General features: G+C 58.7%; 20 protein-coding genes. 7 read left to right on the top strand and 13 right to left on the bottom strand.

Features of this window, described 5'->3' with window-relative positions:
• Positions 1-65: 65 nt before the first annotated feature.
• A complete protein-coding gene (gene nadE / locus BJ928_RS17755) occupies positions 66-887 on the bottom strand; it encodes an ammonia-dependent NAD(+) synthetase (RefSeq protein WP_047635310.1) in 822 nt (273 codons plus the stop codon).
• Between the two features lie 350 nt (positions 888-1,237).
• Between nadE and BJ928_RS17750 the strand changes: the two genes are divergently transcribed.
• Positions 1,238-1,954, top strand: coding sequence for a hypothetical protein (locus BJ928_RS17750; RefSeq protein WP_047635308.1), 717 nt, complete (start codon positions 1,238-1,240; stop codon positions 1,952-1,954).
• An 83-nt stretch (positions 1,955-2,037) separates the two neighbouring features.
• Here the strand turns inward: BJ928_RS17750 and BJ928_RS17745 are convergent, their stop codons facing one another.
• From BJ928_RS17745 to BJ928_RS17690, 12 genes are all read right to left on the bottom strand, one after another.
• On the bottom strand, positions 2,038-2,832 hold the full coding sequence (locus BJ928_RS17745) for an ABC transporter permease (RefSeq protein ID WP_047635307.1): 795 nt from the start codon (positions 2,830-2,832) through the stop codon (positions 2,038-2,040).
• Positions 2,833-2,837: 5 nt separating this feature from the next.
• Positions 2,838-3,722 carry an ABC transporter permease gene (locus BJ928_RS17740; RefSeq protein ID WP_047635306.1) on the bottom strand — a complete coding sequence of 295 codons (885 nt, stop codon included), beginning with the start codon at positions 3,720-3,722 and terminating at the stop codon, positions 2,838-2,840.
• A complete protein-coding gene (locus BJ928_RS17735; RefSeq protein WP_052227903.1) occupies positions 3,719-4,834 on the bottom strand; it encodes an ABC transporter ATP-binding protein in 1,116 nt (371 codons plus the stop codon). The genes BJ928_RS17740 and BJ928_RS17735 overlap by 4 nt, the downstream gene beginning before the upstream one ends.
• Before the next feature lie 32 nt (positions 4,835-4,866).
• Positions 4,867-5,907 carry an ABC transporter substrate-binding protein gene (locus tag BJ928_RS17730; RefSeq protein WP_052227893.1) on the bottom strand — a complete coding sequence of 347 codons (1,041 nt, stop codon included), beginning with the start codon at positions 5,905-5,907 and terminating at the stop codon, positions 4,867-4,869.
• Positions 5,908-5,951: 44 nt separating this feature from the next.
• On the bottom strand, positions 5,952-6,623 hold the full coding sequence (locus BJ928_RS17725) for an RraA family protein (RefSeq protein ID WP_047635304.1): 672 nt from the start codon (positions 6,621-6,623) through the stop codon (positions 5,952-5,954).
• Positions 6,624-6,634: 11 nt separating this feature from the next.
• Positions 6,635-7,438, bottom strand: a complete 804-nt coding sequence (locus BJ928_RS17720; protein WP_120296613.1) for a carbon-nitrogen hydrolase family protein — start codon at positions 7,436-7,438, stop codon at positions 6,635-6,637.
• 110 nt (positions 7,439-7,548) lie between these two features.
• On the bottom strand, positions 7,549-8,439 hold the full coding sequence (locus tag BJ928_RS17715) for a LysR family transcriptional regulator (RefSeq protein WP_047635301.1): 891 nt from the start codon (positions 8,437-8,439) through the stop codon (positions 7,549-7,551).
• Between the two features lie 299 nt (positions 8,440-8,738).
• Positions 8,739-9,488 carry an aspartate/glutamate racemase family protein gene (locus tag BJ928_RS17710; protein ID WP_047635300.1) on the bottom strand — a complete coding sequence of 250 codons (750 nt, stop codon included), beginning with the start codon at positions 9,486-9,488 and terminating at the stop codon, positions 8,739-8,741.
• 4 nt (positions 9,489-9,492) lie between these two features.
• On the bottom strand, positions 9,493-10,314 hold the full coding sequence (locus BJ928_RS17705; RefSeq protein WP_047635299.1) for an ABC transporter permease: 822 nt from the start codon (positions 10,312-10,314) through the stop codon (positions 9,493-9,495).
• Position 10,315: 1 nt separating this feature from the next.
• The gene (locus BJ928_RS17700; RefSeq protein WP_047635298.1) at positions 10,316-11,227 is read right to left on the bottom strand and encodes an ABC transporter permease; all 912 of its coding nucleotides are present in this window, start codon (positions 11,225-11,227) and stop codon (positions 10,316-10,318) included.
• A gap of 67 nt (positions 11,228-11,294) precedes the next feature.
• Positions 11,295-12,593 (bottom strand): PotD/PotF family extracellular solute-binding protein, encoded by a 1,299-nt coding sequence (locus tag BJ928_RS17695; RefSeq protein WP_047635297.1) that lies wholly within the window; start codon positions 12,591-12,593, stop codon positions 11,295-11,297.
• Between the two features lie 32 nt (positions 12,594-12,625).
• Positions 12,626-13,714 carry an ABC transporter ATP-binding protein gene (locus BJ928_RS17690; RefSeq protein ID WP_047635296.1) on the bottom strand — a complete coding sequence of 363 codons (1,089 nt, stop codon included), beginning with the start codon at positions 13,712-13,714 and terminating at the stop codon, positions 12,626-12,628.
• Between the two features lie 268 nt (positions 13,715-13,982).
• Between BJ928_RS17690 and BJ928_RS17685 the strand changes: the two genes are divergently transcribed.
• The 6 genes from BJ928_RS17685 to BJ928_RS17660 all read left to right on the top strand — a co-directional run bounded on the left by BJ928_RS17685 (position 13,983) and on the right by BJ928_RS17660 (position 20,307).
• Positions 13,983-14,696 (top strand): GntR family transcriptional regulator, encoded by a 714-nt coding sequence (locus BJ928_RS17685; protein WP_047635295.1) that lies wholly within the window; start codon positions 13,983-13,985, stop codon positions 14,694-14,696.
• A gap of 198 nt (positions 14,697-14,894) precedes the next feature.
• A complete protein-coding gene (locus BJ928_RS17680; protein ID WP_047635293.1) occupies positions 14,895-15,182 on the top strand; it encodes a hypothetical protein in 288 nt (95 codons plus the stop codon).
• 77 nt (positions 15,183-15,259) lie between these two features.
• Positions 15,260-16,390 carry a helix-turn-helix domain-containing protein gene (locus BJ928_RS17675; protein WP_047635292.1) on the top strand — a complete coding sequence of 377 codons (1,131 nt, stop codon included), beginning with the start codon at positions 15,260-15,262 and terminating at the stop codon, positions 16,388-16,390.
• 81 nt (positions 16,391-16,471) lie between these two features.
• A complete protein-coding gene (locus BJ928_RS17670; protein WP_047635291.1) occupies positions 16,472-18,049 on the top strand; it encodes a serine hydrolase in 1,578 nt (525 codons plus the stop codon).
• 86 nt (positions 18,050-18,135) lie between these two features.
• Positions 18,136-19,344, top strand: coding sequence for an acyltransferase (locus BJ928_RS17665; protein ID WP_047635290.1), 1,209 nt, complete (start codon positions 18,136-18,138; stop codon positions 19,342-19,344).
• 180 nt (positions 19,345-19,524) lie between these two features.
• Positions 19,525-20,307, top strand: coding sequence for a L,D-transpeptidase (locus tag BJ928_RS17660; protein WP_047635289.1), 783 nt, complete (start codon positions 19,525-19,527; stop codon positions 20,305-20,307).
• Positions 20,308-20,326 lie beyond the last annotated feature (19 nt).

The following is a 20,326-nucleotide window of genomic DNA, read 5'->3' as shown; positions in this document are numbered from 1 at the left end:
TCCGAATGATTGCGACGGATACTTTAGGTGTTCGATTTCGCAAGACTTCGGCTCTCGTTTGGCTCTTAGTCCGTTGGTGCCACGGGAAGCGCGCGCTTGTGCCGTGTTGCACGATATGCGTTTAGGATGCGCTCCCGCGCCGCGTCGTCAATCGACTTGCCTTCGAGGAAATCGTCTATCTGGTCGTAGGTCACCCCATAGGCATCCTCATCCGGTCTCAGCGGTACGTTCGTTTCGAGATCTGCCGTCGGCACTTTGAAGATCAGATTGTCCGGCGCACCGAGCACTCTGGCAACGGCTCTGATACGGCGTTTGTTCAGCCCGGCGAGCGGAAGAATGTCCGCGGCTCCGTCGCCGAACTTCGTAAAGAACCCCATGAGTGCCTCTGCCGCATGGTCGGTACCGATTACCAAGCCATGCATCGCCCCCGCGATTGCATACTGGGCGATCATCCGCTCGCGCGCTTTCACGTTTCCATGATGGAAGTCAGCGCGTTCTCTCCCGAAAAGCTCGGGCATATCGCGCTTGACTTCCGAAATCATGGCATCGGTGGCGGGTTTGATATTGACCGTCATCATGCGGTCCGGACGGATGACCGCCAAAGCCGCTTGAGCATCGGCCTCGTCGGCCTGCACGCCATAAGGCAACCGCACAGCGACAAATTCGCACGCATATCCGTCGTCACGCAATTTTCGCACAGCCGCCTGCGCCAGGAGTGCTGCTGTGAGACTGTCAATGCCGCCGCTGATGCCGAGAACATAGGTTCGGGCGCCGCTGGCGCGCAGATAATTCGCCAGAAAGCCCCTGCGTCGTTCGGCCTCCATCCCAGCGTCGAATTGCACGGGCACACCCAGTTCTCTGATGATCGCGGCTTGTTCGTCCTGCATCCAGGCTCTCCTCTATGAAACGGTTGACGCTTGGCAACTCCGGAAATGCCTCGGTTAAGCTCACAAGCTCTCGCGAAGTAAACGCGACTCACGCCAAGCTATCATTCGTAAGACATCTCCCGGAACTTCGGGAGCTTCTAGCACGTCTTTGAAGACAACTTGAAGCCGTTATCGACGCGGCGATCGAGGATCGCCAAAACCATACATCGCGACATTGGTTTGCTATTCCCGAATTATGCGTTCTACCTGGAACTCTCGGAGGCCATGATCCTACAACTTTGATTATCTTGGATTCACTCAAAGATCCCGCTACCAATCCCTAACACGTGTCCGGTCGAGGTCGGTTAGCCATGCGCATTCGCCTTGTTTCAAAACTCCTCACAGCCTGCCTGACGTCGCTGATGTTCAGCGAGTTGGCCATTGCACAGCCCGCGCAGATCATTATCGCCCGTCATGCGGAGAAGCTGGATCCTTATGCCCTTTGCGACATGGGTGTGCAGCGCTCGCAAGCCCTTGCTCAGCAATATCTCGGCCGCGGCGCATCGCAATCCCTATTCGGAACCAAAGGACCGGATGCCATCTTGGCGATCGGCCTGCATCCCATCGAGACGAGCACGCCGGCAGCGCAGAGTTGGGGCATGCCGGTCATCGCGTACACTGCGCTCCCGGTCAAGGGCGAGAAGGGCCGGGCGGCAACCGTGATCGAAAACCTGCGCACGCAGCAAGCGGCGCGCGACGTCCTCTCCGAACCACTCTACGACAGCAAGACCGTTCTGATGGTCTGGGAGCACGATCATATTGCCAAAGCCAAGCTCGAACGGGAGTTTCCGGGAGAGAAAGTCACGCTTCGCCAGCTTCTTCATCTCGACCAGATTGCCGGTGTGCCGGATACATGGCCTGATGCAACCTACGACTATTTCTGGATCATCGACTACGCTCCCGGCAATCCCGTTCCGGTGAAATTTCGAATGGAACGCCAGGTCTTTGCGCCGCCATTTGACAGCCTGCCGACCAACGACTGGGGCGAAGCCGAGCCCAATCATATCACTGCGGGCTGCCTTAAATGACGACACCATCTCCTACCGGCCAGTTCCACTCAGGACCTGGTGCGCGGGCATTCTTTTCTGTCGGCCCAGGACGAAATCATTGGCTATTTTATGAACGCCTTCGTCAATCCCATGGTTCTGTCGACGGTCACGACAACGGCAAGCGTCATCAAGATCAGAAGAACCGAAGCACTTGCAACCAGGGGATCGGCCTGGCTTTCGACATGATGAAATAATTCCACGGGAAGCGTCGTGATCCTTGGGCCTGTCAGAAACAGGGTAATGACGACTTCATCGAACGAAACGAGAAAGCAAAGTGCCGTGGCGGCAACGATGCCCGACGCCATCATCGGCAGTGTAATCCTTAGAAACACGACCAAAGGCCTGGCGCCAAGCGTAGAGGCGGCCTCTTCGCAGGCAAGATTAAGGTTGCCCAGCGACACGGACAAGACCCGCAGCGCATAGGGAAGCGTGATCACCAGATGCCCGATGACCAGCCCGGTAAATGTCGCCAGCAGGCCCATCGACGCGAAAATGATGAGAATGGCCAATCCTAGGACGATCGTCGGTAGAAGCAGGGGCGCGGTGAACAGATTGAACAGGAACTCCGATCCCGTGACCTTCAATCGAACGATGGCGTAAGATGCCGGGACGGCGATGATCAGCGATAGCGCGGTCACGACAACCGCGAGCCCGATGCTGGTCAGAAAGGCAGACATCAAAACGCTATTGCCGACAAGCTCCTCATACCAGCGGAGCGACCAGGAGTTCGGTGGAAAGGCAAGGACATCGTCGCCGCTGAAGGAAATCGGGAAGACGAGCAGCACCGGCGCCAACAGAAAGAGAAACAAGAGGCCCACGATCACGCGCATGGACCAGGAAGTCGGATTATCTGCCATGGTCATTATCCTTGATCGATCATCTGCAGGACGCGCGAATAAACGGCCAATGCCAGGCCGAAAATGATCAGCACCAGCATCGACAGCGTTGCGGCCAGCGGCCAGTTCAAGGTGACGATGGCCTGATCGTAAATCTCCGTCGCCAGCAGGAACACCCGGCCGCCGCCCATGAGCTTCGGCGTGATAAAGGACGAAATAGCAAGCACGAAACAAAGAAGACAGCCGAGCGCGATACCGGGAAGCGTCAAGGGCAGGACAATTCGCCAAAAGGTCTTGAACGGCGTTGCGCCCAAGGTCTGCGCCGCCTCCTCGATTTTCGGGTCCAGACGACCGAATCCCGCCATGAGCGACAGGATCATATAGGGCATGAGGATCTCGGTAAGGCCGATGACGACGCCAGTCGTATTGAACATCATCCGTGGCGGCTGGAACCCCATCGCGGCAATGACATTGGCAACGGGGCCCTGTTCGGCCAGAAGCGCAATCCATCCATACGTCCTCACGACCGCCGACGTCATCAGCGGCGAGATGACAAGAACAGTCAGAAACGTCCGCCACATGCCGGATGCGCGATGGAGATAAAGCGCGATCGGATAGCTGGCCAGAAGTGTGGCAATCGTAATGCCGAGGCTGACCGTGACCGAGTTGACGAGCAGCTCGAGATAGAACTGATCCTGAAGCAATCCGGTCCAGTTGGCGGTCGTAAACGCTTCGCCGATACCGCCGCCGGCCAGGGCCTCGTTGAAGGACATCTTTGCCAGGTTGAGCACGGGAAGCAGGAAGCCGATCGCATTCACCAGCGCGATCGGCAGGAGCAGAACCGTGGCGATGCCGGCCCGGCTGGATGATTTTGGTGCCGCGATAGGCAGATCGAGCGCCGCCACCGTCATGAGCCGGCTCCGAAAACGGACGTATCCTCGATGCTCCAGGACAACATGGCCGTCTGGCCCGGACGGCGTCCCGCCTGGGATCTTACGGTCGCCTCCTCGACGATGAACTCGGAACCGTCGATGCTGAAGTGGTACTGGATGACATCGCCAACGAAGGTGATCCGAAACAGCGCGGCGGGGATGCGGTTCGCGGCGTGCGTTTGTCGTTCCGCCGCTGCTAGATCCCAATCGATATGAACGCGGTGTGGGCGGACCATCACCGTGACGTCACCCTTTTGCGCGGGAGCAGCCGCGCGGATCGTCGATGAGCCGATACGGATGCTGCCGTCCTGGCCGCCGATGCCCTTGATGCGATTGGTGCGCCCGACAAAGGATGCCACGAACGGCGTGACGGGATGCTCGTAGATGTCGTGGGGCGTTCCGACCTGTTCAATAAACCCGCCCTTCATGACGACGATACGGTCGCACATGCTCAAGGCCTCCACCTGGTCGTGCGTCACGAAGACGGTGGTGATGCCAAGCGCCTGCTGGATATCCCGGATCTGCGCCCGCATCTCGTCGCGCAGCTTCGCATCGAGATTTGAAAGCGGTTCGTCGAGCAGAAGGATGGATGGTTCGATGACAAGCGCGCGCGCCAGCGCAACACGCTGCTGCTGACCGCCGGAAAGTTCCCGCGGCTTCCTGCCGGAAAGATGTCCAAGCTGCACCATGTCGAGCGCCTTGCCGACTTTCGCGGCGATCTCGGCGCGAGGCAGGCCGCGCATTTCCAGGCCGAAAGCTACGTTTCCGGCGACTGTCATGTGCGGGAAAAGCGCGTAGCTTTGAAACACGAGCCCCATGTCGCGGCCATGCGGGGCGATATGGGTCACATCGCGGCCGCCGACTGCGATCGTGCCCGAGGTCGGAGAGATGAGGCCGGCGATCATCCGCAGCGTCGTGGTCTTGCCACAGCCGGACGGGCCGAGCAGGGCAATGAGCTCGCCTTTCCTCACTTCGAGATTGAGGTTGGGAATGACCTCGACCATGCCGTAGCGCTTGTTGATGTCTCTGAGGGAAAGATAGGGGTCGTCGATCGCTTCAATACCGCCGCCCCTGATGGTTTGATGCATCATATTGGCCTCCAGATTTTTCGTGCTGACAGGACTTAGCGGCTGAGCGGAATGATGCGGCGGCGCCATTGCTCGGTAATACGATCCCGGACCTTCGCCACGGCGAGCCAGTCGATATCGATCATCTTGTCCATATCGCCAGCCGCCGTGCGCTCCAACGCCTCCTTGGCGACAACAGTCTTCGAGTTCGTCGGCGCGTAAAACATTTCGCTGGTAAAGGCTGCCTGTGCCTCCGGGCTCAGCGTGTAGTCGATGAACTTCTTCGCCGCGTCTCCAGCCGGCGCATTCTTCACCAGGTTGATCGTGTTGATTTGAAAGCCGCTACCTTCCTCGGGCAAGGCGACACCCAGCTTCCCGCCGGATTTTTCGGCATAGATCTGCGTACGGGCATTCCAGCCGATGCCCAAGGCTGCCTGTCCGTTGGCAATCGGAGCATAGACATCCGGCTTGGGATCCCAGGTCTGCACGCCGGCAGCCAGTTCGCCGATCTTGACGATACCGGCGTCAAGGCTAGCCTTGTAGTCCGTGCCGCCGGCGAGCTTGTTGGAGATGATGGTGAACGTCGTTCCCTGAATGTCGGGGGCCGAAGGGATAATCAGCTTGCCCTGGTATTGCTTGTCCCAAAGCGCATTCCAGGACTTCGGTGCCTGCTTGACCTGATCCGTGTTGTAGATCAGCACAAGATTGTCGAAGGTGACGCCAACCCCGGCAACGCCTTCCACACGCGCGTTGGGATAAAGATCCCTGACATTGGCTGAGACTCTGTCATCAATCTTGTCAAAAATGCCTTCGTCCGTGCCGGCCTTGGCGACGCTCACATCGAGAATGGCCACATCGATCTGCGGACTGCTTTTCTGCGCCCGCAATGTGCCAAGGATCTGAGCCGAATTCGACATGCCGTAGAACTGCACGGTAATGTCAGGATACTTCTTCATGAAAGGCTCGATGACAGCCTTGGTGTAATGTTGCTGAAAGATCCCGCTATAGGCCGCCAGTGTCACTGTCTCTGCGGAGGCGCTCGACATCGCGGCGACAGTGAACACGGACACCGCCATTGAAAGTTTTGCTAACATCATCTCGTTCCCCTTTTTTTGAGTTGGTTTGAGTTGATTGTCGTTGGTCAGGCGACCTGGCGCTTCTGGCCCTCCACGATCTTTGTTGCCCCCGAAATGTCGGGAAGAAATTCACCATTGCGCAGGCGCTCGAGCAGCACGATTTCGTTTTCCTGCATGCCGAGCGCCTTTTCCGCCGCCGCCCGCGCCTGTGAAGGCGAGAGAACGACAACACCGCTCTCATCGGCAATGATCGCATCGCCCGGCTTGATAACCTGACCGCCGACAGTGATCGGGACGTTAATCGCGCCCTCCAATCCCAAAATTTTTGTCGTTATCGGAGATGGGCCGCGGCACCACATCGGCATTTCGACCTTGCGGATTTCGGAAAAATCCGTCGCCGGTCCATCGATCACCGCTCCAACGATGCCGGCCAGTTTCATGGCATGGGTCACGACCCCGCCCCAGCAGGCATGGCGATCGTCGCCGCAGCGCTCGACGGCGATGAAATCGCCCGGACGCACGATCTTGGTCAGATAATGCAGGATCGTCGAATCTGCATGTGGAAGACGGATCGTAACGGCGGTGCCGGCGACGCGTTTTTCGGGCAGCACCGCGCGGATCTCGCGATCGACAAAGCCTGAATGCAGGAAGTGACCGATCGTTGCGGTTTCGACCTGCTCCATCAGCTTGATCAGATCCGCATCGATCTGATGCGGCATTTCATTGACTTCAAACATGGCCCCACCCCTCAGATAACATGATGATTGGCGACGGGAACGTCACCGCGCACTTTGGCGACATAGCTCAGATCGAGCTTGGAACTCGTGGTTCCCACACCGTCGGAGCATTGCGCCACGATATGCCCCCAGGGGTCGATGACCATCGAATGACCCCAGCACCATTTGCGGCCGCCTGACGTCGAAAGCGTCTGGCCGACCGCCAGGAAGTAGGTCTGCGTTTCGATCGCCCGGGCACGCGCGAGCACTTCCCAGTGATCCTTGCCGGTCATCAGCGTGAAGGCGGCCGGCAAGACGATGACTTCTGCGCCCTTGTCGCGCAACTTGCGAAACAGTTCCGGGAAGCGGATGTCGTAGCAGATGGCGCAGCCAACCTTGGTATCGCCGACCTGATAGGTGACGATGTCTTCGCCACGGCTGATCGTATCGGATTCCCGATAAGTTGCGCCGCCGGGGGTGTCGACATCGAACAGATGGATCTTGCGGTATTTCGCCAGCTCCCTGCCATCCGGGCCGAAAACGATGGTGGTATTGTAATATTTGTTGCCGTCTTGTTCGACGATGCTGCCGGCGTGGATGGTCACCTTATGCTGCGCGGCAAGGCGCGCCATCAAGCGGTAGCCATTGCCGTCGGGGAAGGTTTCGCCGCTCGCATAGATATTGTCCCGCCCTTCGCCGAGGAAGGCGTAATATTCCGGCAGAACGATAAGATCGGGCGCCTCGCTGGCGACGACTTCGTTGATCAGGCGGGCGGCCGTTTCAAGGTTGGCGGCCTTGTCATCCTGCGAGTTCATTTGGATCAGGCTTACTTTCACGCTCATTCCTCCATCATTGATGGGCGGATGGTGCGGAAAATCTCGACTGCAGACAAACTCGAAATACTTGGGCGTTCCTATAGGATTTTCTTATAGGCCGAGCGTCAACCTTACGCATCCGCCATGGAAAGCGATACCTCGGCCGCCATTTGCGCAATGATCGATGGAAGCGGGCTATCGGGATGATCGGCATAGACGGCGTGGAAGGTCAAAGGGTGGAAGGCGGGCGTGACATCGAGGATCTCTAGGACGCCGGTTTCGAGATATTCCCCAAGGATGACGCGGGGCAAAGGCGCGATACCAAGCCCGTCCTTGGCAAGACGCATGATCGTTGCCAGAGAGTTTGAATTCGAAATCGGCGGCGGCTCGAGACCGACTTCACGAAATTGCTGCAACAGCCCATGATTGGGAACGCTGCCCTTGGAAAAGGCGAAGAGAGGATAGCGTGTGAGGTCGCCAAGAGTTAGCGCCTTGCCGGCCAGGCCGTATTTCGGGCTTGCCACCCAGACACAGCTATAGGTTCCAATCTCTATATTGACCAAGCCATGATCGAGCGCCGGCCCCATGATCAACGCCAGATCGATTTTCCGCTCGATGATTTCCCGCGCTATGTTCAGACTGGTATCGACATTGAGATCGATGGCGATCTCCGGATAGCGCTCCTGCACGCGCTCGACAAATCGAGGCAGGAAAGAATGCACGATTGAATCGATGGTACCGATGCTGACCGAGCCTTTGAGGGTCGTGGGATCGACGATCGCTTCGCGAAACTCGCTGACGGCTTTTACGATGAGCTCGGCCTTGGAAACCGCCTGCTGGCCGACAGGCGTCAGCTTCACGGTGCGCATGTCACGGTCGAACAATTGCACGCCCAGCTCGCGCTCCAGAGTTGCGATGCGGTTTGAGATTGCGGCTTGTGTCGTATTCAATTTTTCAGCCGCGGCGCTGAAACTGCCCAACCGGACGATCCAGAGAAATGTTTCGACAAAACGCAGGTTCATGTGGTGCCTCTTTTCACTCATTCTCCGCCAAAAAGGATAATGATGCCTATCGAGAGCGGCCAGCGCCGGTCAAATATCGAAGTTACGGTCGATCGAAGGGGGATGAGAATGCCGCTTGGCATTTCACTGCCGAAGTGCGCTCGGCTCGGTTAAATCGGCACTCGAATATAGAATTGCGCAGGCGGATTTTCCCGCGCCAATGCACTCCGCCATGGCCTAAGTATTGTTATGGCTTTTGGAAACCGCTCAGCAAAATTTCAGCGTCATGCCCAGGCTTACGAAGCATGCTTCATGAAAAGTCACTTTGACGGGGAGCGAGCAACTGGCGCTAGGTGTTGCAGTGCGCCCGAAAATGGCTTGGGCAATGGTGAGGCATAAGCGCTGCGCTTGCTGGTCGACAATCCCAGGGACACCAGGGCTTCGGCCTGTTTGACCGCTGCGGCGACACCATCCACGACCGGCACGCCATAGATCGCCTGCAGTTCTCTTGCGAGATCCGCCATGCCTGCGCAGCCGAGTACGATCGCCTCCGCGCCATCTTCGGCAAGCGCCCGCTCGATTTCAGCCCGCAGTTTCCCGATCGCGCCTGCAGACGCCCCCTCAAGCTCGAGGACGGGAATATCGGACGCACGAACCTTGGCCCGGCTGCCCATGCCATAGCGCTGGACGAGGTTGTCTATGAGAATGCGCGAGCGCTCAAGCGTCGTTACCACGCTGAAGCGTTGCGCAAGAAATCCAGCCGTCGTGACGGCTGCTTCGCAGAGGCCGACAACCGGAACGTCGCAGAACATGCGCGCCGCGTCCAGCCCGGTATCGTCGAAACAGCATATGATCGCAGCATCATAACCGGCGACCTGCCTTTCCTTCAGTTCCTGCAGCATGCCGGGCACGGCAATAGCGCCGTCGTAATAGCCCTCGATCGAAGCAGGCCCCATCTGAGAGGTGGCGGCTATGATCTGCGTGCCCACGCCGGCAACCGCTCGCGCGGCTATCGCCGCCTTCTCCGTCATGGAAGCGGTCGTATTCGGATTGATGAGCAACAGGCGCATGAAATCAACTTTTCTTGGCTTGACGGCGGCCGAGCATGGTCATGACTGCAAGCGCCAGAAGGATGATGGTGAAGGAGAAGAGCGTCGTGACGGTTCCAAGCGCATAGAGCACGGGCGTCGTGACATTCGTCGTCATGCCGTAGATTTCGAGCGGCAGGGTATTGTAGGTGCCCGATGTCATCAGGGTACGGGCGAACTCGTCATAAGACAGCGTGAAGCCGAAGAGGCCGACGCCGATCAGGCTCGGCGCGATCATCGGCAGCAAGACATGGCGGAAGGTTTGCCAGGAGCTGGCGCCAAGATCACGGGCGGCTTCTTCATAGGCCGGCGAAAACCGGTTGAAGACCGCAAACATGATCAGCACCCCGAAGGGCAAGGTCCAGGTTAGATGCGCGCCGAAGGCAGAGGAATACCACGCCGGCGCGATGCCGCCCTGCTGGAAGACGACGCCGATCCCGAGCGAAATGATGATGGATGGGACAACGAGGCTCGCAACTGTCGCGTAGAACAGGAATGTCGAGCCGCGAAAGCGGTGGCGGAAAGCGAGCCCCGCCAACAACGACACCACGACGGTCACGATCATGACCATCAGGCCAAGGATCAGGGAGCGTTGGAACGAGGCGCCGAAATCGCCGACGGCCTGCTTCTCGAACAGATTGGCGAACCAGTGCAGCGAAACGCCATTCAATGGGAAGGTCAAGCCGCCGTCCGGCCCCTGGAAGGACAGGATGATGACTGCCGAGAGCGGCCCGTAGAGGAAGAGAACGAAAATGGTGAAGAAGATCGCCAGAACATAGAATTCCAGACTGCGTTTTTCGCGGTTCATCCTAGAGCTCCTTGCGGATGTCGACGATGCGCAGGATGGCGGCGACCATCAACAGCACCACCACCAGCAGCACCACGGCATTGGCTGCCGCGGCCGGATATTGCAGCAACGACATTTGGTTCTTCATCATCAGCGCGATCGATGCGCTCTGGCCGCCGGACATGACCTGAACGGTGGAAAAATCCGCCATGACGAGGGTAACGACGAAGATGCTGCCGATCGCCATGCCGGGTTTCGCAAGCGGGATCACCACATTCCACAGCACCTGCCAGCCGCTGGCACCGGCATCGCGCGCCGCTTCAAACAGCGAACGATCGATGCGCATCAGCGTGTTGAAGATCGGCGTCACCATGAAGAGCGTGTAGAGATGCACCATAGCGAGCACGACGGCAAAGTCGGAATAAAGCAGCCATTCGATCGGCTGCGGGATCAGCCCCATGTCGATCAGCGCGGAATTGACCAGCCCGTTGCGGCCAAGCACTGGAATCCATGAGATCATGCGGATGATGTTCGAGGTCATGAATGGTACGGTGCAGACAAGGAAAAGGATCATCTGCGTCGACGTGCGGCGGATGTGAAAGGCTAGGAAATAGGCGACCCAGAAACCAATGAACAGCGTCAGCATCCAGACGATGGCGGTGAATTTCAACGTGTTGAGATAAGTCTTCCACGTCACCCAGGAACCGAGCGTGTCGGTGTAATTAGTCGTAAGGAAGGCTGGATAGATGTTGGCGAAATCATAGTCCCAGAAGCTGACGATACCGATCATCGCAATCGGCAGCAGGAAGAAGAAGCCGAGGATCAGGAACAGCGGTGTTGCCTGCAGATAGGCCACCGCCCAGCCGGGCACGTCCAGTCTGCGTACGGCTTTAGGTGTTGCCTCTATCGTGTCCGAGGAAGCGATGGTCGCCATGGTTCGGCTCTCCGTTTATAATGCCTCTCCCCGCAATGGCCGGGAGAGGTAGTGAAGGGATATCGGATCAGGCGGCGATGAATTCGTTCCAGCGGCGGACCATGTAGCGGTCCTCATCCATGACAGAATTCCAGCAGGCGACGGCGCCCATGCGAGCCTCGAAGGAACCGCCATCGCGAACAGCACCGGCCTTCTCCATGACCTTGCCTTCCGGAGAGAGGATGTCGCCCTGCGCCGGCTTGCCCTCGATCCAGTAACCCCATTCGTCGGCCGACATGAAGTTCTTGGCGGTGTCCATGCAGGCGGAATAATAACCTTGGCGGTTGAGGTAGCCGCCGACCCAGCCAGACGTGTACCAGTTGATATATTCGTAGGCAGCGTCTAGCTCGGCGCCCTTCAGATGCGAGGCAAGGCCGAGGCCGCCGCCCCAGGCGCGGTAACCTTCCTTGAGCGGCTGGAAGGTGCAGGCAATCCCCTTGGAGCGGACGGCGGCAACCGCCGGCGACCACATGGACTGGATGACCACCTCGCCCGACGCCATCAGGTTGACGCTTTCATCGAACGACTTCCAGAAGGCGCGGAACTGGCCCTCGCCCTTGGTCTTGATCAGGAACTCGATCGTTTTGTCGATCTCCGCCTTCGTCATGTTGCCCTTATCGGCATACTTGATCTTGCCCGCGGCTTCCATGATCATCGCGGCATCCATGATGCCGATCGACGGGATGTTAAGGATCGCGGTCTTGCCCTTGAAGGCCGGATCGAGAATATCGGCCCAGCTGTTGATCGGACGGCCGGTGAGATCAGGACGAATGCCGAGCGTGTCGGCGTTATAGATGGTCGGAACCATCGTCATCCACTGCGTCGGCTCCTTGGCGAACTTGCGGGAGTCTTGCCCCTCGACGAAGCCCACCGTGTGCGGCGCGGTGCCCTGTGCAATGACGCTGTCGGGCTTCAGCTTACCGTTGATGAAGAGCGGCACGATCTTGTCGTAGTATTTCAGCTTCTTGACGTCCATCGGCTGCATGACGCCGGCGGGAAAGACCTTCTTGGCGATCCAGTATTCGATGTCGGCGATGTCGTAGCTGTTCGGCTGCGTGACCGCACGCTGGGCGGCGGCGTCGGAGTCCATCGCCGTCATCTCGAGCGTGATGCCGAGGTCGGCCTTGCACTTCTCCGCGATCGCATTGATGTTCGAAACGCCGGTGCCGAACTGGCGCAATGTGATGTTGGATTTAGCCCAGATGGTCGGGAAGCCAGTGATGACCCCGGAGCCTGCCATTGCGCCGAGAGCGGCAGCGCCAGTCTTCAGCAGCGAGCGGCGGGAAATGCCTTTTGTCGTCTTGGTAGTCTTCGTTTCAGTCGTCATGTCAGTTCCCCTTTTTTGATTGCTTCGGATTTTCATGCGGACATACGGCCAAGAAGGATCGCGTCCTCCCGAGCCCAACTCAGAGCGATGGCATCGCCAACGGCGATCGATCTGGTGGCATCGTCGTCGTTGCTTGCGATCACGGTGAAATCATCGCTGCCCGCACCGATGACGGTGATCTTCAGCGTCGCGCCGCGATATTCGACGTTGGAGACGACACCATTGAAGCCGAGCCCTTTGTCCGTCGGCTGCGAAAGCCGGACACGGTCGGTGCGGATGGCGATGTCGACTGCCTCGCCGGCCTGGCGGCCCGATCCCCTAGCCGCGAAGCCCTGCCCTTCCGGCACGGTCATGGTGATTACGCCGTCCTCGCTTGACGCCACACGCCCGGAAAGGACGTTGTGATCGCCCATGAAACGGGCGACAAAGGCCGTCGCGGGACGCTCAAAGACCTCCCTTGGGGAGCCTGCCTGCTCGATCCGGCCGTCATTCATGATGACCATGATATCGGCAAGGGCCATAGCCTCTTCCTGGCTGTGCGTAACATGGACGAACGTGATACCGAGCGACTTTTGCAGCTTCTTCAACTCGGCGCGCATACGGATCTTCAGGAAGGGATCGAGCGCCGATAGCGGCTCGTCCAACAAGAGCGCTTCCGGATCGGTGATCAAGGCGCGAGCAAGCGCGACGCGCTGCTGCTGGCCGCCTGAAAGCTGCGCCGGGCGGCGGGTGGCATAGGCCTCCATCTGCATCAGCTTCAGCATGTCGAGTGCCTTGGCGCGGCGCTCCTCCTTGTCGACGCCCTTCATCTTCAGGCTGAAGGCAACGTTGTCGATCAGGTCGAGATGCGGAAACAATGCGTAGGACTGGAACATCATCGCCGTACCGCGCCTGGCGGGCGGAAAGTCGGTGACGACGGTGTTTCCGAGCCTGATGTCGCCGGAGGAAATGCCCTCGTGGCCGGCGATCATGCGCAGCGTCGAGGTTTTGCCGCAGCCGGAGGGTCCAAGGAAACAGCAATAGGAACCCGCCGGTATCTTCAGGCTGATCGCATGGACAGCCGTGGTCGTACCGTAGACCTTCGAAACGGACACTATATCGATCTCTGCCGCTTTCGACATTTTCTTCCCCTTTGGTTTGGGAAAGACAGTGCATCAATCGTGCCAGTTTTGCTGCGCCGCATTAACTGCTTGCGGTCTCTACATTTTTTTCGGAGATTGCAGGTTAATGCCCTCTATTAGGCAATTGCTTTTCTGCTCAGAAATTAGGCGATCGTGCTCGATGGGTGCATATTATTGTATACAATCTGGCGCGAACTTTGCCTCGAATTCCATTTAACTTTGGCGCAAATCGGGCTATGATTCTGGCCAGCCATCCGGATAAGCAACCATGAACTCCTCAGCAGATATGCGCCTGTCCTCCAGCGAGCCGGCGGATACCGGCACGCAACAGATCCGCGACGCCCTGCGCGATGCCATCATCGAGCGAAGATTAGCGCCGGGCACGAAGCTGTCCGAAAGCGATGTCGGCGATCTGTTCAATGTCAGCCGAACTTTGGCGCGTGCCGCTCTGCAGGCCCTTGCCTATGAAGGCCTCGTGAACGTCGAAAGGAACAGGGGTGCCTTCGTCGCCTATCCATCGCCCGACGAGGCGCGGCAGATATTTGCCGCGCGGCGCCTGATCGAACCCGGAATACTCAAATCGGCAGCCGAGCGGATCGCTCCGGCTCAGCTCAGACAGCTCAGACAACTTCTTGCCGAAGAAGCCCGCTTGATGAGCGAGCGCGGCCAATCCGCGCGCCGGGCGGAGATCAAGGCTTCGGGCGATTTCCATCTGATGCTTGCTTCGATCTCCGGCAACCTCATCATGCAGCGGTTCATGGAAGAACTTGTCGCCCGCTCCTCGCTGGTGATCGCGCTCTATGGGCAATCGAGCACCTCCAGTTGCGGCCATTCCGAGCATGCAGACATCATTTCTGCCTTGGAGCGCCAGGACGTCGACACTGCCTGCGCGCTGATGCTTCATCACATCGAGCATATAGAGGCCGATCTCGACTTGCGCGAGCGCAAGAGCTTCGATCTGAAGGAAGCATTCCAGCGGTGAGGCAGGCGTTGACGCCGTAGCCTGCCGATCCTATCCTCGAAAGCCGGAGCAGACGGGCCGCCGTGAATTCGGAATGATTTTCGAAGCGCAGGCTGCGACCGGATTATCTGATCCGAGCGGCAGGCGGTGGGACTTCTCCGGCAGCGGCGAGCGTAAGCAGAACCTGCAGTACATTGGTGACGGTTTTGGGATGAGCCTATGCTGTATTCGACCGGCCGGCTGATAATGGTAGGCGATCACGTTACGGTGGATGGAATGACGGGAATAGTCGTTTGCGATTTCGACAACCGCGCTTTCCTGACCGGCTATGACGGGTGGGATATGCCGGACGTGGAGATGATAGGCGGCGGCACACTGTCTTCGGGAATCATGGTCGACACGACTGACGCGGGTTTGATCCATTACGAAGAGGGAAATGTACACATTCTGTTTGTGAGCGGGAGGGAGCTTCAGCCTCCTGGCGCTAATCGGAGGTCAGAGGATTGATCCCTCGCTCGGCCCGGCACCAGACTACCACCATCATCGATCGCTGCCGACTTGTGTAGCAGAAGGCTCCCTTGGAAATGAACAGCGCTGGTTTCATCGCTCTCGATAACGGCTGCCGCGGCGCTGCCGCCGGATTGCTGCTTATGATGGCTGCCGTTTTCCTGCGACATCGTCCCCCTGAATTTATCCGTGCGGCTCTGGCCGGAGCCGGCGCGGCCTCGGCGATCATCGAGGCGCCGGGCTTCCCGTCGCAATGGTACTGGGCAAGCCTGCCGCTGATCATGTTGTCGTCGGCCGGACCGGTTGCTTTCTGGCTGTGGGCGCGGGTGGTCTTCGACGACGATTTTGTCTTTCGCCCCTGGCATGGCGCTACCGCTATCGCCGCGATCGGCCTGGGGCTAGCCAATTCCTACTGCGCGGAAACCTCGAGTGCCCGGGCAATGAACCAGATGCTGATGTTCGTCAATCTGGGCTTCGGGATGCTTGCGATGATCCAGACGATGGCCACCTGGCGAATGGATCTGGTCGCCGGCCGGCGACAGCTGCGCGTCGCCGTGCTGATGGGAACGCTCGGCTATATCGCGATCAATGCGATCGCCAATCTCTCCTTTGTTGCCGTCCTGGCATGGTCCGCCCCGACCAGAAACCTCGCCAATGCTATCGGTCTTTGCGTGCTCGGAGTTCTCGCGGGCTGGCACCTGTTCCGCACTGCCGCGCTGCATCAAGCGTCCGCGCTGGAAGCGGCCGTCGCATCCGCCGGCCAAGCATCTTCGGCTCCGATCAGAAACAGCAATCAGCCTGAAGTCGAGCCGCAGCTGCTCAACCGGTTGGAACGTCTGATGACGGTCGAGCGCGCCTACCGTCGAGAAGGGCTGACGATAGGCGCCCTCGCCGCGCTCGCGAGCCTGCCGGAGTACAGATTGCGCCAAGTGATCAACGAGGGTCTTGGCTACCGCAACTTCAACGCCTTCCTCAACCGCTACAGGATCGAAGAGGTCAAAGCGGCTCTCGCCGACCCCGATCAGAAGGACGTGCCAGTTCTCACCATCGCCATGGATGCCGGCTTTCAATCGCTGGGCCCGTTCAACCGGGCGTTCAAGGCTGAGACCGGAGTGACGCCGACCGAATTTCGCAGGCAGGCGCTCCTTCAAAATCCTACCGGACCGCGGAGCGAGGCCAGGAATCTTACAATCGGCAAGTCGCATTGACAAATCGGCTAGCCGTTTTTCAAACTTCGGCGAGAAGACGCCATCCGCCTTTGCCATAGTCTCCCAAAATCGGAGATCGTCATGAGCAAGCACATCCAACGTCCCCTTATCCTGAATTTGGCATCGAGCTTATGCACGCTCATGATCTTGGTCGGCATCGGGCCTGCATACGCGCAGGCCACCGATAATTCCCCATGGCCGACCAAGGAATGGCTGACCTCCACGCCGGAGGAGCAAGGTATGGATTCATCAGCGCTCGCCAAGCTTGTCGCCTATGGGGCGGATCACAATTTTGACAGTCTCCTTGTCGTGCGGCACGGACGCATTGTCACCGAAGCCTATTACGCGCCCTACACGGCGGATATCCCGCACGAGATATTTTCCTCCACAAAGGCCGTCACAGGCACTCTTCTCGGAATGGTCTATAAGGACGGCGTCCTCGATCGTCTCGATCACCCCGTACTCGACTTCTTCCCCGATCGTCGTGTTGCAAATATGGATGATCGGAAGAAGGCGTTGACAGTTAAAGACCTTCTCAACATGACGTCCGGATTCGATTGGGATCAGGGATATGAGGGCGGTCCGCAGCAGACGATGCGGGATATGGACCGATCCTCCAATTGGGTTCAATTCGTTCTCGACCGTCCCATGGCGCACCCGCCGGGAGAGGTCTATAACTACAGTAACGGCGACGCCGATCTTGTCTCCGCGATCATCACCCGGCTCACGGGCAAACCCGCCGAGGATTACGCGCGCCAAAGGCTCTTTGCCCCGTTGGGCATTGCCGATTGGTATTGGAACCGCGATCCCCAGGGGCTGACTATCGGATACGGCATGCTGTTCCTGCTGCCCCGCGACATGGCAAAGATCGGCTATCTGTATCTGCATCACGGCGAATGGGAGGGAAAGCAGCTTCTTCCGACCGGCTGGGCGGATATTCTGAACCACCCGCTCGTCAACATGCACGCCTCATACGATCCCAACCAGAGCTATTCGAATTTCTTCTGGGTATTTCCAGACAAGCACGCCTATATGGCGACCGGCAAGGACGGCCAGCTGATCGCTGTGTTTCCCGATCTCGATATCGTCGCGGTCACCACGGCGACGAAATACGTCAAGTATCGCGCCCTCATCGATGGCGTTTCTAGCGCGGTCAAATCTCAGGCCCCGCTCCCGCCAAATCCGAACGCCGCCGCACAGCTTGCGAATGCGATCAGCGACGCCACGGTCGAGAAGTCGGCACCGGTTGGCCCGGTATCTGAGATTGCAACCACGATATCAGGAAAAACCTACAGGTTTTCAGAGAACCAGCTTGGCCTAAAATCGCTGACCCTGTTTCTGGCAGATGCCCGCCCGCATGTCGAATACGAGCTGTATCTGGATTACCCGACCGGTTCTTCGTTCACGAGCGACATGCCTATCGGTCTTGACGGCTTTTATCGCAAGGGTTTGCCCGCACTCTCCGGCCCCTACCCGGGCCATATTCCGGCTGTCAGGGGCACATGGTCGAACGTGCAAACATTTGTAATAGACACCAGGGACATAGGATCCGGCACACAGATCAAATACCGCCTGTCATTTGACGGCAGGAAGCTCAATATTCGCCGCATCGATGAAGAGGGCTGGGAACTATCGGCCAATGGCGAAAGGGATCCTTGATCCTGATACCCGACCGATCCTCGAGCGCCGGCAAATTGGTCCGCGCCGCCACGCCAGCTTCCCAAGCAGCAAAAAGACCCATTCTCATGGAAAAGCAGCTACTCGACGCAACGCGACCCGAGACGGTCAAAGCTCAAATCAAGAACGCAGCCATCGGCAATCTAAGGACATGCGTGACCCTTCTCGTCGTGCTTCACCACTCGCTGCTCGCATATGTGCATTATGCCCACTTCGATCGGCATCACTATCTCTCGTCGACCGCTCCGATCGTGGATGGCGCCCGATGGCTCGGCTTCGACCTGTTGGTCGATTTCAACGACATATATTTCATGTCCCTCATGTTCTTCATCTCCGGAATTTTCGTCATCCCGAGCCTTAGGCGTAGAGGGCCCTGGAATTACCTGTCCAGCCGGATCGTGCGATTGGGTATCCCGTTCATGATAGCCGTGACCATCCTCATGCCGGCCGCCTATTATCCATCATATCTCCAGACCGGTGCGGATCTTTCATTTCCTAGCTATTGGGCGGGTTACTTCGGCTCTTATGGATGGCCTGCCGGCCCCGCCTGGTTCATCTGGGTTCTGCTGACCTTCGACAGCGTCGTCGTGCTGACGGCTTTGCTCGCGCCGGCACTCATCCGGAAATCGGCGATGATGCCGAATTGGCTCACGGCCCGGCCCTTCACCGCCCTGGCACTCTTCCTTGCAATAGCGCTGGGTGCTTATTTGCCGGCGCTCGATGCCTTCGGGCCGACGCATTGGTTCTCATGGGGGCCATTCGCGGTTCAAGCCAGCCGGCTCCTTCTCTACATGGCGTTCTTTGTCGCGGGTGCCGTGGCCGGTTCCGAAGGAGCAGGGCATGAGCTTTTCGGAAAGACTGGCCCGTTTGCGCGGTGGTGGCTTGCTTTCGCTATCGTGGGGTGCGCTGCCTTCGGCGGGATAGTCCTCATCCAGATCGAAACCCTTCGTCAATCGTCCGCCTATTCCGGTCCAGCATCTCCCGTGATCGCCGCTCTTCTGTTCGTCGTCACTTGTTCCGCAATCAGCATTGCGCTGATCGGTGGATTTATCCGGCATGTCGATCAAAGTTCCCGCTGGGCAAGTTTGCTTTCCTCCTGTGCCTTCGGGATCTATCTCGTGCACTATGTCGCCCTTACCTGGATTCAGGCCGCACTCGTCGGAATCAACGAGCCCGCCGCGATCAAGGCGGTCGTGGCATTTGTCGCGACCCTCTTCGGGAGCTGGATAGCCGTCGCGCTTCTGCGTCAACAGCGCTCCTTGCGGTACATCCTTTGATGCTTAGGCTCCTACCCGGACGCCACCAACGCCCAGGCCGGCCAAAGTGGCCCGGAAAATTGCGACCTTCGCCCACCGCCGCCACAATTACGCCTGCCGTATCGAGAATTGTCGGTGTCACGCGTGCCCCGTCGACCCGGTCGCGCGGTCCGGTGCGTTCTTCGGGAAGTATGGTGTGCCATGAAGACTGTAAGATTGGTTCTCTTGCCTGCTCTGGCTGTGCTGATGACAGGTGTCGCCGCGCATGCCCAGGAATGGGGACCATCACCCTACTATGACGATGGCCCGGATGGCGGCTATGTTGCCCCTCGTTATTGGCGCGAGGCGCCGCCACGCTATCGCGACGACCCGCGACTCGATGACGGCTATGGCTATCGGGACGACCCCAATAGCTATTACGACGACGAGGAAGGCGACTTGCCTCCCCGCCGACGCCCTCAGCGAGAGGCCTCGCTCGATCCAGGCGCGACCTCGCCGCAATTCAGTCCCGGCCTCAAGGATGACAGGCGAGCCGCCCAGCTGCGCTCCCCGATCGCGCGTACGGTTGTCTCCTTCTCCGGCTACGATCCTGGCACGATCGTGATCTCCACCAAGGAAAAGCGTCTCTACCTCGTGCTCAACGACGGTACGGCCATCAAATACGGCATCGGTGTCGGCAAGCAGGGCTTTTCGTGGAAGGGCACGGAGACGATCAGCCGCAAGGCGGAGTGGCCGGGTTGGACTCCGCCCAAGGAAATGATCGCTCGCCGCCCGGAATTGCCCGACCACATGGATGGCGGTCTCAACAATCCCCTCGGAGCGCGAGCGCTCTATCTCGGGTCCACCCTTTATCGCATTCATGGCACCAACGAGCCGAATTCGATTGGCAAGGCCGTATCTTCGGGCTGCATCCGCATGGCAAATCCGGATGTGATGGATCTCTACAATCGGGTCGGCGTAGGAACAAAGGTCGTCGTGCTCTGATCGCGCACCGGCGTTGCCG

Origin of the sequence: Rhizobium sp. WW_1, from assembly GCF_003610155.1 — a bacterium.
Lineage (GTDB): Bacteria > Pseudomonadota > Alphaproteobacteria > Rhizobiales > Rhizobiaceae > Rhizobium > Rhizobium tropici_A.
The sequence above is the reverse complement of the archived record's forward strand: the minus strand, read 5'-3'. Positions and strand labels throughout refer to the sequence as shown.